The 16,284-nt window shown below is 66.4% G+C and carries 17 protein-coding genes and 1 tRNA gene; 13 read left to right on the top strand and 5 right to left on the bottom strand.

Annotated elements, in window-relative coordinates; genetic code table 11:
• Positions 1–34 precede the first annotated feature (34 nt).
• Positions 35–1,027: an ABC transporter substrate-binding protein gene (locus tag ACXAD2_RS09210; RefSeq protein WP_475169232.1), complete on the top strand. Its 993-nt coding sequence runs from the start codon at positions 35–37 to the stop codon at positions 1,025–1,027.
• A 223-nt stretch (positions 1,028–1,250) separates the two neighbouring features.
• Here the strand turns inward: ACXAD2_RS09210 and ACXAD2_RS09205 are convergent, their stop codons facing one another.
• A complete protein-coding gene (locus ACXAD2_RS09205) occupies positions 1,251–1,625 on the bottom strand; it encodes a response regulator (protein ID WP_475169230.1) in 375 nt (124 codons plus the stop codon).
• Positions 1,626–1,704: 79 nt separating this feature from the next.
• Here ACXAD2_RS09205 and ACXAD2_RS09200 point away from each other — a divergent pair, with 79 nt between their 5' ends.
• A complete protein-coding gene (locus ACXAD2_RS09200; protein WP_475169227.1) occupies positions 1,705–2,436 on the top strand; it encodes a Crp/Fnr family transcriptional regulator in 732 nt (243 codons plus the stop codon).
• Position 2,437: 1 nt separating this feature from the next.
• Here ACXAD2_RS09200 and ACXAD2_RS09195 read toward each other — a convergent pair whose 3' ends face one another.
• A complete protein-coding gene (locus tag ACXAD2_RS09195; RefSeq protein ID WP_066104321.1) occupies positions 2,438–3,460 on the bottom strand; it encodes a LacI family DNA-binding transcriptional regulator in 1,023 nt (340 codons plus the stop codon).
• 135 nt (positions 3,461–3,595) lie between these two features.
• Between ACXAD2_RS09195 and ACXAD2_RS09190 the strand changes: the two genes are divergently transcribed.
• A tRNA-Arg gene (locus ACXAD2_RS09190) sits at positions 3,596–3,672 on the top strand.
• 50 nt (positions 3,673–3,722) lie between these two features.
• On the opposite strand, the gene ACXAD2_RS09185 is transcribed toward ACXAD2_RS09190, so the two are convergent.
• Entirely contained in the window at positions 3,723–4,166 is a 444-nt protein-coding gene (locus tag ACXAD2_RS09185) for an ion channel (protein ID WP_475169224.1), read from the bottom strand.
• Positions 4,167–4,305: 139 nt separating this feature from the next.
• Here ACXAD2_RS09185 and ACXAD2_RS09180 point away from each other — a divergent pair, with 139 nt between their 5' ends.
• From ACXAD2_RS09180 to ACXAD2_RS09165, 4 genes are read left to right on the top strand one after another with little or no spacing between them, the layout of a single operon-like run.
• Positions 4,306–5,193: a LysR family transcriptional regulator gene (locus ACXAD2_RS09180; RefSeq protein ID WP_475169221.1), complete on the top strand. Its 888-nt coding sequence runs from the start codon at positions 4,306–4,308 to the stop codon at positions 5,191–5,193.
• A gap of 54 nt (positions 5,194–5,247) precedes the next feature.
• Positions 5,248–5,979, top strand: coding sequence for an ABC transporter ATP-binding protein (locus tag ACXAD2_RS09175; RefSeq protein ID WP_475169220.1), 732 nt, complete (start codon positions 5,248–5,250; stop codon positions 5,977–5,979).
• 4 nt (positions 5,980–5,983) lie between these two features.
• Positions 5,984–8,344: an ABC transporter permease gene (locus tag ACXAD2_RS09170; RefSeq protein ID WP_475169218.1), complete on the top strand. Its 2,361-nt coding sequence runs from the start codon at positions 5,984–5,986 to the stop codon at positions 8,342–8,344.
• Positions 8,345–8,348: 4 nt separating this feature from the next.
• The gene (locus tag ACXAD2_RS09165) at positions 8,349–9,587 is read left to right on the top strand and encodes an efflux RND transporter periplasmic adaptor subunit (protein WP_475169217.1); all 1,239 of its coding nucleotides are present in this window, start codon (positions 8,349–8,351) and stop codon (positions 9,585–9,587) included.
• 103 nt (positions 9,588–9,690) lie between these two features.
• Here ACXAD2_RS09165 and ACXAD2_RS09160 read toward each other — a convergent pair whose 3' ends face one another.
• On the bottom strand, positions 9,691–9,936 hold the full coding sequence (locus ACXAD2_RS09160; protein WP_066104340.1) for an accessory factor UbiK family protein: 246 nt from the start codon (positions 9,934–9,936) through the stop codon (positions 9,691–9,693).
• A gap of 94 nt (positions 9,937–10,030) precedes the next feature.
• Between ACXAD2_RS09160 and lgt the strand changes: the two genes are divergently transcribed.
• From lgt to ACXAD2_RS09140, 4 genes are all read left to right on the top strand, one after another.
• Entirely contained in the window at positions 10,031–10,918 is an 888-nt protein-coding gene (gene lgt / locus ACXAD2_RS09155) for a prolipoprotein diacylglyceryl transferase (RefSeq protein ID WP_224903534.1), read from the top strand.
• The gene (locus ACXAD2_RS09150; RefSeq protein WP_475169213.1) at positions 10,915–11,979 is read left to right on the top strand and encodes a class I SAM-dependent methyltransferase; all 1,065 of its coding nucleotides are present in this window, start codon (positions 10,915–10,917) and stop codon (positions 11,977–11,979) included. The genes lgt and ACXAD2_RS09150 overlap by 4 nt, the downstream gene beginning before the upstream one ends.
• Complete coding sequence (gene pgeF / locus ACXAD2_RS09145; RefSeq protein WP_475169211.1) at positions 11,976–12,731, top strand: peptidoglycan editing factor PgeF; 756 nt, start codon at positions 11,976–11,978, stop codon at positions 12,729–12,731. Before ACXAD2_RS09150 ends, pgeF begins: the two co-directional genes overlap by 4 nt.
• 385 nt (positions 12,732–13,116) lie before the next feature.
• A complete protein-coding gene (locus tag ACXAD2_RS09140) occupies positions 13,117–13,797 on the top strand; it encodes a Hint domain-containing protein (RefSeq protein ID WP_475169210.1) in 681 nt (226 codons plus the stop codon).
• Between the two features lie 22 nt (positions 13,798–13,819).
• On the opposite strand, the gene ACXAD2_RS09135 is transcribed toward ACXAD2_RS09140, so the two are convergent.
• Positions 13,820–14,320 (bottom strand): Lrp/AsnC family transcriptional regulator, encoded by a 501-nt coding sequence (locus tag ACXAD2_RS09135; RefSeq protein WP_066104353.1) that lies wholly within the window; start codon positions 14,318–14,320, stop codon positions 13,820–13,822.
• A gap of 192 nt (positions 14,321–14,512) precedes the next feature.
• On the opposite strand from ACXAD2_RS09135, the gene trxB reads away from it, so the two are divergent.
• Both trxB and ACXAD2_RS09125 read left to right on the top strand, forming a co-directional pair.
• Entirely contained in the window at positions 14,513–15,532 is a 1,020-nt protein-coding gene (trxB, locus tag ACXAD2_RS09130) for a thioredoxin-disulfide reductase (RefSeq protein WP_066104356.1), read from the top strand.
• Positions 15,533–15,726: 194 nt separating this feature from the next.
• Entirely contained in the window at positions 15,727–16,251 is a 525-nt protein-coding gene (locus ACXAD2_RS09125) for a hypothetical protein (protein ID WP_475169208.1), read from the top strand.
• Positions 16,252–16,284: the final 33 nt, after the last annotated feature.

Here is a 16,284-nt window from a genome sequence, read left to right as displayed (position 1 = left end):
GACCAAGAAACGCGCAACGCAACAGGAGTGTAAGATGACCAAGTTTACTGCATGGGGGATCGCCACGGCGATGGGGCTCGCCGCGGGCGGCGCACAGGCCGCCGACGAGCTGACGTTGCAGCTCAAATGGGTGACGCAGGCGCAGTTCGCCGGCTACTACGTGGCGGCGGAGCAGGGCTTTTACGACGAAGAAGACCTCGACGTGACGATCAAGCCGGGCGGTCCCGACATTGCGCCGGTGCAGGTGCTGCTGGGCGGCGGGGCCGACGTGATGGTCGACTGGCTGCCTTCGGCGCTGGCCGCGCGCGAGAACGGCGCGCCGATCGTCAACATCGCCCAGCCCTTCAAATCCTCGGGCCTGATGCTGACCTGCCTCAAGGAGCATGGCATCGAGAGCCCCGAAGACTTTCCCGGCCACACGCTGGGCACGTGGTTCTTCGGCAACGAACTGCCGCTCTATTCGTGGATGTCCAAGCTCGGCTACCCGACCGATGGATCCGAGGGTGGGGTGACCATCCAGAAGATCAACTTCAACGTCGATCCGCTGCTGCAAAAACAGGTCGAATGCGCCACCACCATGACCTACAACGAGTACTGGCAGGTGATCGATGCGGGGCTGACGCCCGATGATCTGGTGGTTTTCAAGTATCAGGACGAGGGCATCGCGACGCTCGAGGATGGTCTCTACACCACCGAGGAAAACCTCGAGGATCCCGAGATGGTCGACAAGCTGACCCGCTTCGTGCGCGCCTCGATGAAGGGCTGGAAATGGGCCGAGGAAAACCCCGATGAGGCCGCTGAAATCGTGCTGGAGAAAGACGCCACCGGCGCGCAGACCGAAAAGCACCAGAAGCGCATGATGGGCGAAGTGGCCAAGCTGACCGCGGGCTCGAACGGCGCGCTTGATCCGGCGGACTTCCAGCGCACCGTCGACGTGCTGATGAGCGCCGGTGCCGATCCGGTGATCACCAAGGATCCGGGCGAGGCGGCCTGGACCCATAAGATCAGTGACGCCGCGCTGCAGTAAGCGCAAAGCCTCGGCAATGAAAATGGGGGTGGCGCAAGCGCCACCCCTTTCTTCATAAAATCACTGCGTTTTTTGACCGGGGGATACGGAACCAATACTCCGCGCATTGAACCACGGCACTCATCAAAAGACGCCCCGACTCCTAAGGGCGTCGGGTGACGGCGCGGTGACGCGGATGTAACGGTGTGATGACCCTATGATGAAGGTGGGCTTGAAGCGGGGCTCAGGCAGGGCGCGCGCGCTTTAATGCCTGCATCAACTGGCTGCTGTTGAACGGGCGCTGCAGCACCTCATAGGGGCAGGCCTCGCCCGCTTCCTCGGCGGCATCGCCAGCCAAAGCAATGCGGGTGCCCTTCTGGCGCAGCAACTCGACAAGCGGGCTTTGCGGCACATCGTCGGGCGGCATCTGCAGCAGCGCCACAGAGACGCTGCCCTCGGCCAGAACCATCAGAAGGGCCGCTTCGGGGGTCTGTGCGCAGAGCACACGCGCTTCTGGCGCGTTCTCGGAAATGCTTCGGGCAACATCTTCGGCCACAAAGGGATCACTCAGCAGCACGAGAAAACCCGGCCCGGTGTCGGGCGTGTCGTCGGGAATCATTCGCGGTCTCCTCTCGCTGGGCGCAATGTGGAACCAGACGGGGGTGGCGCGCATTAATCTGTGACATAGGAGAGCCCCCATGCGTCAGATTTCCTGCGAACATTGCCCGCTGCGCCGCAAGTCGCTGTTCCGTGCCTTCGAAGACGACGAACTTGCCTTTATGGAGGGCTTCAAAGCCGGTGAGTTGAGCATTGATCGCGGCTCGCATCTGATGATCGAAGGCGCGCCTTCGCCGCAAATCTTCACCGTGCTCGAAGGTATGGGTCTACGTTACAAGACATTGGAGAACGGCCGCCGACAGGTGATCAATTTCCTGCTGCCGGGCGATCTGGTGGGGCTTCAGGCCGGGCTGCTGGGCGAGATGAAACATTCGGTGCAGGCCACCAGCGAGATGCGGCTGTGCGTGTTCAACCGCTCCGACCTTTGGGCGCTGTACCGCAAACAGCCGTCGCTGGCCTACGATGTGACGTGGATCGCTGCGGCGGAAGAGCATTTCCTTGGCGAGACGGTGGCGACGCTGGGCCAGCGCGATGCAACACAGCGCGTGGCCTGGGCGCTGCTGAAGATCTACAGCCGACTTTCGGACCTCGGGATTGGGCAGGGGCCGCGCGTGCCGATGCCCTATCGCCAGCAGGACCTAGCCGACGCGCTTGGCCTGTCACTTGTGCACACCAACAAGACGCTGGCGAAGCTGCGCAGCCGCAAGCTCGCCGAATGGAACGACGGCGAGCTGCATATCAGCGATGTGGAGAAACTCGCGGATCTGGCGATGACCGACACCGAAGAACCGGCGCGGCGGCCGCTGCTCTAGGTCAGCGGCGCAACGTGTCGCCATAGGCGATCTTGGGGGTCAGCTCGACGATGCTCTCGTACTCGGCCTCGGGGTTTTCGACCCGTGCGGCGATGATCTGCGCCGCCTTGCGGCCGATCTCGGCGCGGTGCGCATCCATCGTGGCCAGTTGTCGCGGCAGCCCCTGCAGCAGCTCGACCCCGTTGAACCCGGCAAGCCCGATCTCGGCAGGAATATCGCGGCCCTGTTCCATCAGGTAGAGCAAGCCGCCCGCCCCGATCATGTCGTTCGAATAATAGAGGAAATCGATCTCGGGCTCGCGTTCGAGAATGGCCTGCGTCATCTCGCGGCCCTTCTTCAGCGCCGAGCCGCCCGAATAGAACTCCTGATCCACCACCTCGACGCCGCTCTTGGCAAGCGCCTCGGTGAAGCCCTCGAACCGCTTCCGCGCACGGTGGTCGAGCGGCATCTTGGTGCCGAGAAAGCCGATCTTCTGATAGCCCGCGCGCAGGATCGCCTTGGCCATCTCGCGGCCCGCCCGGCGATGCGAGATGCCGACGGCGCAATCCACCGGCTTGCCGTCGATGTCCATGATCTCGACCACCGGAATGCCGCTGGCCTTCATCATCGCCTTGGAGGCTTCGGTGTGCTCAAGCCCGGCGATGATCACGCCGGACGGGCGCCACGAGAGCATCTCGTAAAGCACCCGCTCTTCCTTTTCGGGCATATAGTCGGTGACGCCCACAACCGGCTGCAACTCGGTGTCTTCGAGCACCGAGGAGATGCCCGCCATCACTTCGGGGAAAACCATGTTGCGCATCGAGGGGATGATCACCGCGACGAGGTTCACCCGCTGGCTGGCCAGCGCGCCTGCGATCTTGTTGGGCACATAGCCAAGCGCCTTGGCGGCTTCGAGCACTTTGGCGCGGGTCGCTTCGGACACGTCGCCCCGGTTGCGCAGCACGCGGCTCACGGTCATCTCGGAGACGCCGGAGGCTTCGGACACGTCGCGCAGGGTGAGGGGGCGGGGATCTGTGTCGGCCACGGCAGGCTCCTCCAATACTCTAAATACCTGAATGTTAGCCTTTCTGTCAGGGCATACAAGCACAAGCCCGCGGCGCGGCGGAATTTCCGCTTGCGTGGTGACAACCGGTCGCGCCCACGCTAAGGGAGGGGCGTCGGTCCCGTGGCTCAACTGGATAGAGCAGCCCCCTCCTAAGGGGCAGGTTGCAGGTTCGAATCCTGCCGGGATCGCCACCTTGCCAAGATCGCGCCGCTGTCTTGCAAAGCGGCCGCACCGGGGCGTTTTAGCCCTCTCGGCTTTGCTCGTATTCCCCGACGAATTGTTGTCTGCACGCGCCGTAGAGATAGCTCGCCGACCAGGTCAGAACCATGAACCCGGCGAGGGCCTGCATCATCGCGACGATGCGCAGCGGCCCGGTCACCTTCATGCCGGTCTGGCCGAGCGTGGTGAAATTCATCCCCGAAAAATAGACATAGTCGTTCCATGTGCCGCTGAAGCTGCCGCCGAAGGCTTCGGGATAGAGTGTCCGGTGCAGCGCAAGGTAAACGCCGCCCCCAGCCAGGATCTCGATCAGGTGGATCAGGGCCAGCAGGCCAAAGACGGTGATCGGCAGCGCCTTACTGCTGCGCAGGCGGTCCGGCACGCTGGACGTCGCCAGCACCAGAAGCGCGTGGTGAAGACAGGCGGTCAGCAGCATGAAGGCAATGCCGATGAGGTAGGCGGTCATGGTAACTCCCTTGGATCGCGCGGTTGGTCGCACGCCAAGACAATGTTCCGCGCGCCGTGCAGTTCCTTGCGGGCAGAGGATTGCGCCGCCTGCATTGAGAGGCGATCATGATGAAAATGCGCAATTTTGATAGGCAATCATGATCCCCAAGCTGGAGATGTTCATCGCGCTCGCCCGGGAGCAGCACTTCGGTCGCGCGGCGGTCAGCCTCGGTATCACCCAGCCGACGCTGTCCACCGGCATCCGCCAGCTTGAGGAGCAACTGGGCGTGAAGCTGGTGCAGCGCGGCTCGCGCTTTGGCGGGCTGACCCCCGAAGGGCAGCGCGCTTTGGTCTGGGCACGGCAGATTGTCGGCGACACCCGGCGGCTGCGCGACGAGATGCGCGCCTCGCGCGAGGGGCTGGCGGGGCATCTGCGGCTGGCGGTCATCCCGACCGCGCTGACATGGGCGTCGACGCTGGCCGCGCAGTTCAACCGGCGCCATCCGCGGGTCACTTTCACCGTGCTGTCGCGCGCCTCGGCCGACATCCTGTCGATGCTCGACGATCTCGAGATCGACGCGGGTATTTCCTATCTCGACAACGAGCCGCTGGGCCGCGTCACCACCCGTCCGCTCTACCGCGAGGCCTATCGGCTGGTGTGCCGCGACGATCATCCGCTGGCGGGGCGGACCGAGCTGTCTTGGCGCGAGTTGGCCGGGCTGAACCTGTGCCTGCTGACGCCCGAAATGCAGAACCGGCGGATCATCAACCGGCAATTCATGGAAGCCGGGATCGAGCCCAGTTCGGCGATCGAATCGAACTCCACCGTGGTGCTGGTGAGCAATGTGCTGATGGGCGATTGGCTGACGATCCTGCCCACCGATCTTGCGACCTTCCTTGCCGAGGGCAAACCGCTGGCGCTGGTGCCGATGGCCGAGGACAGCCGTGCGCATGAGGTCGGGCTGATCGCGCCTTGGCAGGAGCCCTATACGCCGGTGCTGCAGGCGCTGCTCGACGAGGCGAAGGGGCTGGCGCGTCCGGGCTGACGCGGCGCCATTTGATCCGTCTCAAGACAGACGCGCGCCCTCTGCCTTAGGCTAATGCCGAAAGAGGGAGGCGCCGTGACAGAGCAGCCGATCTACCGTGTCGAAGGGCTCACCCGTGTCTACGGGGAAGGGGCCTCTGCCGTGCATGCGCTGCGCGGCGTCGATCTCGTGCTGCCGCCCGGAGAGATCAGCGTGCTGCTGGGGCCCTCGGGCAGCGGCAAGTCGACGCTTTTGAACATTCTCGGCGGGCTCGACCGCCCCAGCGCGGGGCGGGCGTGGTTCCGGGGCGAGGAGCTGACGCAGATGCCCGACCGCACGCTCACCCGTTACCGGCGTGACCACCTTGGCTTTGTGTTCCAGTTCTACAACCTGATGCCCTCGCTCACCGCCGAAGAGAACGTGGCGCTGGTGACCGAGATTGCACCCGATCCCATGGCACCTGCCGAGGCGCTGGCGATGGTCGGGCTGGAGACGCGCAAGGGCCACTTTCCCAGCCAGATGTCGGGCGGCGAGCAGCAGCGCGTGGCGATCGCCCGCGCCGTGGCCAAACGCCCCGAGGTGCTGCTTTGCGACGAGCCGACCGGCGCGCTCGACAGCGCCACCGGGCGTGAGGTGCTGGGGGTCCTGCAGCATCTCAACCGCAGCCTTGGCACCACGGTGATGATCGTCACCCATGCCGCCGCCACCGCTGCCATGGCGCATCGGGTGATCCGCTTTGCCGATGGCGCGATCCGCGAGGTCGAGATGAACCACGCGCCGCGCCCGGCAGAAGAGATCGTGTGGTGACCGGATGAGCGCGCTCGACCGCAAGCTTTCGCGCGATCTGTGGCGCATGAAGGGGCAGGCGGCGGCCATCGCGGTGGTCATGGCTCTGGGCGTGATGATGCAGGTGATGATGGCCGGGCTGGTCGATACGCTCGATGAGACGCGGCGCGGCTATTACGAGCGCTATCGCTTCGCCGAGGTCTTTGCGCCGGTGACCCGCGCGCCGCGCCACGTGCTGCATCAGGTCACCGCACTGCCCGGCGTGGCGCTTGCCGAGGGGCGCATCGCCGGTCTGGCGCGGATCGAACTGCCGGGCCGCGCGGTGCCGGTCTCTGCCGAGGCGCTGTCGCTGCCCGACCACGGCGCTCCGGTGCTCAATGCCATCCGTCTGCAGCAGGGGCGGATGTTCGCGCCCGGCGCGCCCGAGGAGGTGGTGCTGCTCGACAGTTTTGCCGATGCACACGGGCTACACCCCGGCGACCGGCTCCAGGTGGTGATGAACGGCGCGCGCCGCAGCCTGCGCATCACCGGGCTGGCGCGCTCGCCGGAGTTTCTCTATGCCGCCGCGCCGGGCGAAATGGTGCCCGATGACGCGCGCTTTGCGGTGCTGTGGATGTCGGAGACCTCGCTCGCCGCGGCCTACGACATGAAGGGGGCTTTCTCCGAGATCATCGTGACGCTGACCCGGGGCACAGACCCGCGCGGCGTGATCGCGGCGCTCGACCGGGTGCTGAAACCATGGGGCTCGGCGGGGGCCTACGACCGTCAGGACCAGTTCTCGCATCGCTTTGTGTCGGAAGAGATCAGCGGGCTGCGCGACACCGCCGGGGCGATCCCGCCGGTGTTTCTGGGCATCGCGGCCTTCCTTTTGAACATCGTCATCGCCCGCATGGTGCAGGCCGAGCGCGAGGAGATCGGGCTGCTCAAGGCCTTCGGCTACCGCGCGGCAGAGATCGGCGGGCACTACATGAAGCTGGTGCTGGTGATCGCCGTCGCCGGTGCGCTGCTGGGCGCGGGGCTGGGCATTTTGGGCGGGCGCGGGATGGTGCAGCTCTACCTGCAGTTCTTCAAGTTTCCCTTCCTCGTCTTCCGGCTCGATCCCGCCGCGCTGGCCCTTGGGCTGGCGGTGAGCGTGCTGGCCGCCGCGGCAGGCGGCGCGGTGGTGCTGCGCCGCATCTTCGCGCTGCAGCCCGCCGAGGCGATGCGTCCGCCAGCCCCCGCCGACTACCGCCGCGCGGGCCGCTGGGCCGGGGCGCTGAGCCTCTTCGATCAGCCGACCCGCATGGTGATCCGCCGCTTCACCCGCACGCCGTTCCGGATGCTGGGCGCGGTGGTGGGCATCACCTTCGGCATGGGGCTCTCGGTCGCCATGCTGACCATCCACGCCGGGTTCAATCAGGCGGTGGCGATGAGCTTCGACGTGCTCGACCGCTCCGAGGCGAGCGTCACCTTCACCCACGCGGTGTCTGAAAAGACCCTGCTGGAGCTTGCCCGGCAGCCCGGCGTGCTGCGGGCCGAGGGGGCGCGCATGGTGCCGGTGGTGCTGCATAACGGCCGCTCGAGCTATCGCGGTGCCATCACCGGGTTGCCGCCCGACCCCGCGCTGGTGCGGGCGCTGACGCCGGATTTGCAGCCGATCGCCCTGAACGGGCCGGGGCTGGTGCTGAGCCATGCGCTGGCGGGCACGCTGAGCGCTCGGGTGGGCGACGTGCTGACCGTCGAAGTGCGCGAAGGCGCGCAGCCGGTGCTGCGCCTGCCGGTCACGGGCGTGTCAGAGACGGTGCTGGGCGCGCCGGCCTATATGTCGCTCGACGCGCTGGGTCGGGCGCTGTTCGAGCCGCGCCGCATCTCGAGCGCGGCGCTGCGGCTTGATCCGGCGCAGGCCGAGGCGGTGCAGATCTGGCTGCGCGGCCTGCCGGTGGTGGCGGGCGTGAGCCTCAAGGCCGAGGCCCGCGAGGCCTTTGAACGGGTGATGAACCAAGGCACCGGCGCGACGCGTTTCGTGATGGCGGCGGTGGCCTTCACCATCACCTTCGGGATCATCTACAACGCCGCCCGAATCGCATTGGCCGAGCGGGCGCATGACCTTGCCAGCCTGCGGGTCATCGGCTTTTCAAAGGGCGAGGCCGCCTATGTGCTGCTGGGCGAGCTGGGCTTGGTCACGCTGCTGGCGTTGCCCTGCGGCGCGCTGCTGGGCTGGGGCATCGCGCATCTTCTGGCGGCAGCCTATTCGTCCGACCTCTACACGATTTCGGTGGTCTTCGATCCCGCCGCCTTCGGCTTTGCCGCGCTTGTGGTGATCGCCGGGGCGGTGCTGTCGGGGCTGCTGGTGAAACGCGACGTGGACCGCGCCGATCTGGTGGCGGCGCTCAAGACACGGGACTGATCTCATGGCTCTCAATCACACACGCACGCGCACCCGTCTGATCCTTGGCCTCGGCCTTGCGCTGCTGCTCGGGGTCGCGCTGGCCGCCGCCTTCTGGCCGCGCCCGGTGCTTGTCGATCTTGGCGCGGTCACCCGCGGGCCGCTGGTGGTGACCATCGACGAGGAAGGCAAAACCGAGGTGCGCGACGTCTACGTGGTAACCACGCCGGTCGCCGGTCGGCTGCTGCGGGTACAGGCGATCGACGGTGACGCGGTGGCGCAGGGCGATACGGTGGCGCATATGCGCCCCGCCGCGCCTTCGGTGCTGGACCTGCGCACCCGCGAGCAGGCGCGGGCCGCGGTGGCTGCCGCGCAGGCGGCGCTGCTGCAGGCCAAGGCCGAGGTCAGCGCGTCGCAGGCCGACGTCGAACTGGCGGTCTCGGACCACGACCGGGCCAAGGCGCTGGCGGCGCGGGGCACCATCTCGACCGCCGCGCTCGATCAGGCGCGCACAGCAGCGCTGGCGGCGCAGGCGCGGCTCGAAACCTCGCGCGCGGCGGTGGCCATGCGCGAGGCGGAGCTGGCCAATGCGCAGGCGCAACTCATTGGCTTCGACGATCAGGGGCTGGCCGAGGCGCTGGCCGAGGTCGGGGCCAGCGACATCCCGCTGCGCGCGCCGGTGGACGGGCGCATCCTGCAGGTGGTCGAGCAGTCCGAGACCTCGCTGGCTGCCGGGGCGCCGGTGCTGGAGATCGGCAATATCGCGCAGGACCTGCAGGTGGCGGTGGACCTGCTGTCATCCGACGCGGTGCAGGTGCGCCCGGGCGCGCGGGCGCTGCTGGAGGATTGGGGCGGGCCGGGCGCGCTGGATGCCGAGGTCGAGCGGATCGCGCCGCTGGGCACCACCGAGGTCTCGGCGCTGGGGGTCGAGGAGCAGCGGGTGCGGGTAATCCTGCGCTTCACCGCGCCGCCGGAGGCGCGTGCGGCGCTGGGGCATGGCTATCGGGTTCTGGCGCGTATCGTCACTTGGGAAGATCAGGACACGCTGCAGATCCCGCAAAGCGCGGCCTTCCGCGCAGGCGCGGATTGGGCGGTCTTCCGGGTCGAGGAGGGGCGCGCCGTACAGGTGCCCGTCACGCTCGGGCAGGGCAATGGCATCGAGGTGCAGGTGCTGGAGGGGCTGAGCGAGGGCGATGAGATCGTGCTCTACCCGCCAGCGGAACTGACGGGCGGCGATCTGGTCGCGCAGCGTCAGGCGGGGTGATGAGGGCCGGCTGAGAAGGGGCCAGACACAAAGATCGGTTGATGAGGGGCGGGCACGGCCCGCCCTGCTCATAATGTCGAACAGGGCCGAAGCCCTGCGCGGGTCAGCCCTGACCCTTTTCCAGCGCGTCGAGGCGGGCCTTCAGCGCTTCGTTCTCTTCGCGGGCCTTCTGCGCCATGGCGCGGACCGCGTCGAATTCTTCCCGCGTCACGAAATCGCGATCCGCCAGCCAGCGGTCGATCATGGATTTCATCGCGGTTTCCGCTTCGTCTTTCGCGCCCTGCGCCACGCCCATGGCGTTGGTCATGAGCTGCGACAGATCTTCGAATACCTTGTTGCGCGTCTGCATTGGGCTCTCCGTCATGTGATTGGGATCTATATGGAGCGGCGAGCCCCCGGTCACAAGGTTGACTTCGTCTCGAAACTCCCGGCACACATCGCGCATGAAAGCTGCCATTCCTTTTCCGCCCCTGTCCTCCGAGGTCTTTTCGATCTCGGCTTTCGGCATGGAATTCGCCCTGCGCTGGTACGCGCTTGCCTATATCGCGGGCATCATCATCGGCTGGCGGATCGCCGTCGCGGCGGTGAAGCGCGCGCGGCTCTGGCCTGCAGACACGCCGCCGATGAGCCCGGCGCAGGTCGAGCAGCTGCTCACATGGGTGATTCTGGGCATCATCCTTGGCGGACGTCTGGGCTTTGTGCTGTTCTACCAGCCCGCCTATTACCTGACCCACCCCGCCGAGATCCTGATGGTCTGGCATGGCGGCATGTCGTTCCACGGCGGCTTCCTTGGGGTGCTGATCGGCTTCCTCGGCTTTTGCCTGAAGAACCGCATCCCGCTTGGCTCGACCGCCGATATGCTGGCGATCTCGGTGCCGCCGGGGCTGTTCCTCGGGCGGCTGGCGAATTTCGTCAACGGCGAGCTTTGGGGGCGGCCCACCGATGTGCCTTGGGCGGTGATCTTTCCGGGCGACGCGGCGCAGGCCTGCGGGCAGGCGGTTGGCGAGCTTTGCGCGCGCCATCCCTCGCAGCTTTACGAGGCGGCGCTGGAAGGCATCTTGCTGGGCGCGCTGCTGCTGTGGCTGGCGCTGCGCAAGGGCGGGCTCAAGACGCCGTGGCAATTGGCGGGTGTGTTCCTTGCGGGCTATGGCGTGGCGCGGTTCCTTGTCGAGTTCGTGCGCCAGCCCGACGCGCAATTCGTCTCGCCCGGCAACCCGCTGGGGCTGGCGTGGCAGGTGGGCGGCTACGGGCTGACCATGGGCCAGATGCTGTCGCTGCCGATGATCCTTGTGGGCATCGGCCTCATCCTCTGGGCGCGGCGCCGGGCATGAGCGCGCTGCTGCCGCTCCTTCAGGCGCGCATCGCGGCCGAGGGGCCGATGACGGTGGCCGAATACATGACATGGTGCCTGCTGCACCCGCAGCACGGCTATTACACCATCCGCGATCCGCTGGGCGCCAAGGGCGACTTCACCACCGCGCCGGAAATCAGCCAGATGTTCGGCGAGCTGCTGGGGCTCGCGCTGGCGCAAAGCTGGCTCGATCAGGGACGGCCCGCGCATTTCGTTCTGGCGGAGCTGGGGCCGGGCCGTGGCACGCTGATGGCCGATGCGTTGCGCGCCATGCGCGGCGTGCCGGGGCTGCTGGACGCCGCCGAGCTGCATCTGGTGGAGGCCTCTCCGGCCTTGCGCGCCGAGCAGGCCGCGCGGCTTGGGGATCATGCGCCGGTCTGGCACGACAGCCTCGCCGATCTGCCCGAGGCGCCGCTTTTCCTGATCGCCAATGAGTTTTTCGACGCGCTGCCGGTGCGGCAGTTCCTGCGCGACGGCAACGGCTGGCGGGAACGCGTGGTCGGCTGGCACGAGGGCGCGCTGTCCTTCGGTCTGACCGACATCGCCCCGCAGGCGGCGCTGGAGCACCGGCTTGCGGGCACGCAGCAGGGCGATCTGGTCGAGACCTGCGCACCGGCCGAGGCGCTCACGCAGGAGATCGGCAGGCGCATCGCTGCCCATGGCGGTGCCGCGCTGCTGGTGGACTACGGCAGCTGGGGCAGCCTTGGCGACACGTTGCAGGCGGTGCGGGCGCATCAAAAGGTCGGTCCGCTGGACACGCCGGGGGATGCCGATCTTACCGCGCATGTGGACTTCAGTGCATTGGCCGCGGCGGCGGCCCCGGCGCAGGTGTCGGGGCTGACGGCTCAGGGCGTGTTTCTGGAGCGGCTGGGCATCACCGAGCGCGCCCGCGCGCTGGCCGCCGGGCTGACCGGCGCGGCACTCGACGCGCACATCCGTGCACATCGCCGGTTGACGCACCCCGACGAAATGGGAAGTTTGTTCAAGGTGCTGGGGCTCTACGGTCCGGGCACAGCTACCCCGCCCGGATTGGACGCATGACGCTGGAAATAATCACCGCAGACACGCTCTCCCCGCTTCGGCATGGCTTCTTCACCCGCAAGGGCGGCGCGTCCTCGGGCGTTTTTGCCGGGCTCAACTGCGGGCCGGGGTCTTCTGACCAACGCGAGATCGTCTCGATCAACCGCACCCGCGTGGCGCAGGCTATGGAGGTGCCGCTGGAGGCGCTGATCACCGTCAGCCAAGTGCATTCGCCGCGCGTCGTCACGGTGACTGACCCGCTGCCCGAGCCGCGCCCCGAGGCCGACGCGCTCGTCACGCGCGAGCCGGGGCTGGCGCTCTCGGTGCTGACCGCGGACTGCCAGCCGGTGCTTTTCGCCGATGTGGAGGCGGGGGTCATCGGTGCGGCCCATGCGGGCTGGCGCGGGGCCCAGGGCGGCGTTCTCGAAGAGACGGTGGATGCGATGATCGCGCTTGGCGCCAGCCGCGACGGGATTCGCGCGGTGATCGGTCCGACCATCAGCCAGCGCGCCTATGAAGTCGGCCCGGAATTCTTTGAGGAGTTTCTGGCCGAGGATCAGGGCAACGCCCGCTTCTTCGCGGGCGGCGAGGGGGATCGCATGCAGTTCGACCTTCCGGCTTATGGCCTGCACCGGCTCCGCGCGGCGGGGGTCGAGGCGGAGTGGACCCGTCATTGCACCTATTCCGATCCCGAGCGCTTCTATTCGTTCCGCCGCACCACGCATCAGCGCGAAGCGGATTACGGACGTCTGATCTCGGCCATCCGCCTCTGAGGCGAGTTCACCCGCAGCGCGATCTCGGCTGAAACCTTTCAGCTTCCGGGCATTGATTCGAAATTCTCTGTACCAAAATGTGGCGGGCTGGTTCGTCATCTCGCGACAATCTCTGCAGGTCGCAGGTATTGGGGTCCAGCTTCCCGACAAAACCTTGCCAATTTTGACACAAATGCCAGATTGAGGCCTGTTCAAGGCCAAGTCGGTTAAACGTCCGTCTGTCGTTGTTGGTGGGGGCCAACACGGATGTGACAGCCTCTCAAGGGATGTTCACATGACCAGTATTCATCACGCGGTACGAGGCCGCGACGATGCGTTTTCGCAATCCATTCCTCGCGATCCGGTATCTCTCCGGAGTGGGCGACCTCGGCGCGCAACTTCTCTCATGCGCAAATACGAGGTCGCCGCACTGCTGCCGGATCTGTCGCTGGCGATGAAGCAGCAGATCGCCCCGGCGATCCCTCTGTTCGAAGAGGCCTGCTCGGCGTTTGCCCGCGGCACCCTGATTCAGACGGCGCGTGGCCCGATCGCCATCGAAGACCTTCTGCCCGGCGATTACATCGAAACCAGCCGCGGCGTGCAGTCGGTGACATGGATCGGATCGACCACCTATGTGCCCGGCGTGCGCAGCGAGGGCAGCGCGCTCGACACGCTGACCCGCGTGACCGCAGAGGCCTATGGCGTGGGGCGGCCCGGCTCTGACCTGCTGCTCGGTCCGGCGGCGCGCATGGTTGTCAAAAATGCCAAGCTGCGCAGCCTGCTCGGCAACGACAGCGTGATGGTCCCGGTCTCGGATGAGGCCGACTGGGACCGCATCGTGCCGGTCACCCCGGGCGGGGCGGTGCAGCTTTATCACCTGATGGTGCAGCGCCATGCGACGATCCGCGTCGGCGGCATCGAGATGGAGACCTATCATCCGGGCACGGCGCTGTCGGCGCTTAGCAGCGAGAACATGCGCGCCCTGTTCCTGTCGATGTTCGAGAACATCGAAGGTCTGCAGGATTTTGGCGAGCTGTCGATGATGCGTTCGACCCGTGAAGCGTTGGATCAACTGATCGAGCTGTGACGCCGCGCTGCCGGTCCGCCAATCAGGCGGTCCGGCTCAGCCGCTCTTCGAGCACGTCGAAGGGCACGCCCGGCTCATCCTTGGCGCAGCGGATGACCAGCGAGGTCTTCACCGAACCCACATTCGGAGCGGTCAGCAGATCCTCGGTCAGGAAGGCCTGAAAGGTCGAAAGATCGGGCGCCACGCATTTGAGGATGAAGTCCACCTCGCCATTGAGCATGTGGCACTCGCGCACCAGCGGCCAGTTGCGGCAGCGGTCCTCGAAGGCGCGCAGATCGGCCTCGGCCTGACTTTGCAGCCCGACACTGGCAAAGACCTGCACTTCGAAGCCCAATTCGCGGGAATCAACCTCGGCGTGGTAGCCCTTGATGAAGCCTTGCTCCTCGAGCGTGCGCACACGGCGCAGGCAGGGCGGGGCGGAGATGCCCACGCGGCGGGCAAGTTCGACATTGGTCATGCGGCCATCGGCCTGCAGTTCTGCCAGAATCTTCCGGTCGATGGGGTCGAGCCTGTGGGCGGGCATGCGTCTTCCTTGAAGCTTTTCGCGAATATTATAGCAACCAGACACCCGGCGCAATAATCTTTCATATTCTTGAAAAATTCTTAACTGTGCGAAAATCGGGTGGGGAACCGGTCGGCACGGGGTTTGCGTCGTCGCCGCGCGTGGCTATATGCACTTCGCAAAGCAAATGCCATAGCTCGCGAGAGGCACGACATGTCCGACACCCGCCACACACGGCTTCTGATCATCGGCTCCGGTCCGGCCGGTTACACCGCAGGCGTCTACGCGGCGCGGGCGATGCTCTCGCCGCTGCTGCTGCAGGGGCTCGAACCCGGCGGCCAGCTGACCACCACCACCGAGGTTGAGAACTGGCCCGGCGAGACCGAGATTCAAGGCCCCGAACTGATGGTGAAGATGGAAGCGCATGCGCGCGCCATGGGCTGCGAGATCGAGGGCGACATCATCTCGAAGCTCGAACTCGACAAGCGGCCCTTCGTGGCGCATGGCGACAGCGGCACCACCTACACCGCCGATGCGGTGATCCTTGCAACCGGGGCCCGCGCCAAATGGCTGGGCCTGCCCACCGAGGAAGAGTTCAAGGGCTTCGGTGTCTCGGCCTGTGCCACCTGTGACGGTTTCTTCTATCGCGGGCAGGAGATCGTGGTGATCGGCGGCGGCAACACCGCCGTGGAAGAGGCGCTGTTCCTGACCAACTTCGCCTCCAAGGTGACGCTGGTTCACCGCCGCGACACGCTGCGCGCAGAGAAGATCCTGCAAGAGCGTCTCTTCGCGCACCCCAAGATCGAAACGCTCTGGCACCACCAGCTCGAAGAGGTGGTCGGCGACGACATGCCCAAGGGCGTGACCGGCGTGAAGGTGAAAGACGTGCGGAACGGCGAGATCACCGAGATCCCGGCGAAGGGCGTCTTTGTCGCCATCGGCCACGCGCCCGCGTCGGAACTGGTGAAAGACCAGCTCGAGACCCACATGGGCGGCTATGTGGTGACCAAGCCGGGCACCACGGAAACTTCGATCCCCGGTGTCTTTGCTGCGGGCGATCTGACCGACCATAAGTACCGTCAGGCCGTAACCTCGGCGGGCATGGGCTGCATGGCTGCGCTGGAAGCAGAGCGTTGGCTGGCAGAGCAAGGCCTCGAGGCGGGCAAGGACACCACCGAGCCGCTCGGCCATGGCGCGCCGCAGGGCGAAGCGGCGGCTGCGACCGGCAACTGAGCCGGCATAGCGCCGCTGGTGAGCCCGGCGGCGGCATGTGAATGACTGAGACCCGAAGCCCTCGGATACAGGGCTTCGGGTTTTCTGTGCCTACGATTCACGATTTCTTAACCATGTGAACGCCTTATGGGCGATCCGTGCGGGAATGCGATCTCGCACGGATTGTTTGGTGAAGCCCTGTGTAAGGCGTGCAAATGTTGAGATTGTTTTGTGTTCGGCTCGCTGCTTTAGCGGCGTTGCTTGTCGGCCCGTCCGTCGCTTCGGCGGTCACCGTGGCGCCTGATGGTAGCTCGTCCTACCTCTTCGCGTGGTACGGGACTGGCGACACCATTGACCTGATCCTGCCGGGCGGCGGTGACAGTTGGTCGCTGCTGCTTTCCGATCCCAGCGAAGTGACGATCTCGGTGCGTGACAAGCTGTGGCCCAACGCCAGCTTTAGCCTGACCGGCACCGGAGGTGCGGCGCTGGACTGGACCTACACCTCTGATACCGGCCTATTTCACGGCGTCTACGAGGCTGATCTGGATCCGGGGGCGTATGAGTTCAGCCTGACCGTGGACCCGCTCAGCGTCTGGGCGGGGCTGGGCTCTGCGCAGTTCACCGTCACGGCGCAGATGCCGTCGCCGGTGCCACTGCCGCCCGCGCTGCCGGTTTTTGCCGGGCTGCTTCTCGGCGGGGGCGTTCTGCTGCGCCGCCGCGGCGCATCTGCAAGGCGCTGAGCGCTCGTCAGGCAGACCCGCACTGCGCCTGCC

The organism is Salipiger sp. ABN3_019 (assembly GCF_056158605.1).
Note: the sequence above shows the minus strand (reverse complement) of the source record. Positions and strands in the feature narration are given on the sequence as shown.

Coding starts and splice junctions, on each gene's coding strand:
- ACXAD2_RS09140 (WP_475169210.1), top strand. CDS start 13,117: ATGCGCAAATACGAGGTCGCCGCACTGCTGCCGGATCTGTCGCTGGCG.
- ACXAD2_RS09210 (WP_475169232.1), top strand. CDS start 35: ATGACCAAGTTTACTGCATGGGGGATCGCCACGGCGATGGGGCTCGCC.
- ACXAD2_RS09160 (WP_066104340.1), bottom strand. CDS start 9,936: ATGCAGACGCGCAACAAGGTATTCGAAGATCTGTCGCAGCTCATGACC.
- trxB (WP_066104356.1), top strand. CDS start 14,513: ATGTCCGACACCCGCCACACACGGCTTCTGATCATCGGCTCCGGTCCG.
- ACXAD2_RS09125 (WP_475169208.1), top strand. CDS start 15,727: ATGTTGAGATTGTTTTGTGTTCGGCTCGCTGCTTTAGCGGCGTTGCTT.
- lgt (WP_224903534.1), top strand. CDS start 10,031: ATGAAAGCTGCCATTCCTTTTCCGCCCCTGTCCTCCGAGGTCTTTTCG.
- ACXAD2_RS09175 (WP_475169220.1), top strand. CDS start 5,248: ATGCCGAAAGAGGGAGGCGCCGTGACAGAGCAGCCGATCTACCGTGTC.
- ACXAD2_RS09165 (WP_475169217.1), top strand. CDS start 8,349: ATGGCTCTCAATCACACACGCACGCGCACCCGTCTGATCCTTGGCCTC.
- ACXAD2_RS09180 (WP_475169221.1), top strand. CDS start 4,306: ATGATCCCCAAGCTGGAGATGTTCATCGCGCTCGCCCGGGAGCAGCAC.
- pgeF (WP_475169211.1), top strand. CDS start 11,976: ATGACGCTGGAAATAATCACCGCAGACACGCTCTCCCCGCTTCGGCAT.
- ACXAD2_RS09205 (WP_475169230.1), bottom strand. CDS start 1,625: ATGATTCCCGACGACACGCCCGACACCGGGCCGGGTTTTCTCGTGCTG.
- ACXAD2_RS09185 (WP_475169224.1), bottom strand. CDS start 4,166: ATGACCGCCTACCTCATCGGCATTGCCTTCATGCTGCTGACCGCCTGT.
- ACXAD2_RS09135 (WP_066104353.1), bottom strand. CDS start 14,320: ATGCCCGCCCACAGGCTCGACCCCATCGACCGGAAGATTCTGGCAGAA.
- ACXAD2_RS09170 (WP_475169218.1), top strand. CDS start 5,984: ATGAGCGCGCTCGACCGCAAGCTTTCGCGCGATCTGTGGCGCATGAAG.
- ACXAD2_RS09200 (WP_475169227.1), top strand. CDS start 1,705: ATGCGTCAGATTTCCTGCGAACATTGCCCGCTGCGCCGCAAGTCGCTG.
- ACXAD2_RS09150 (WP_475169213.1), top strand. CDS start 10,915: ATGAGCGCGCTGCTGCCGCTCCTTCAGGCGCGCATCGCGGCCGAGGGG.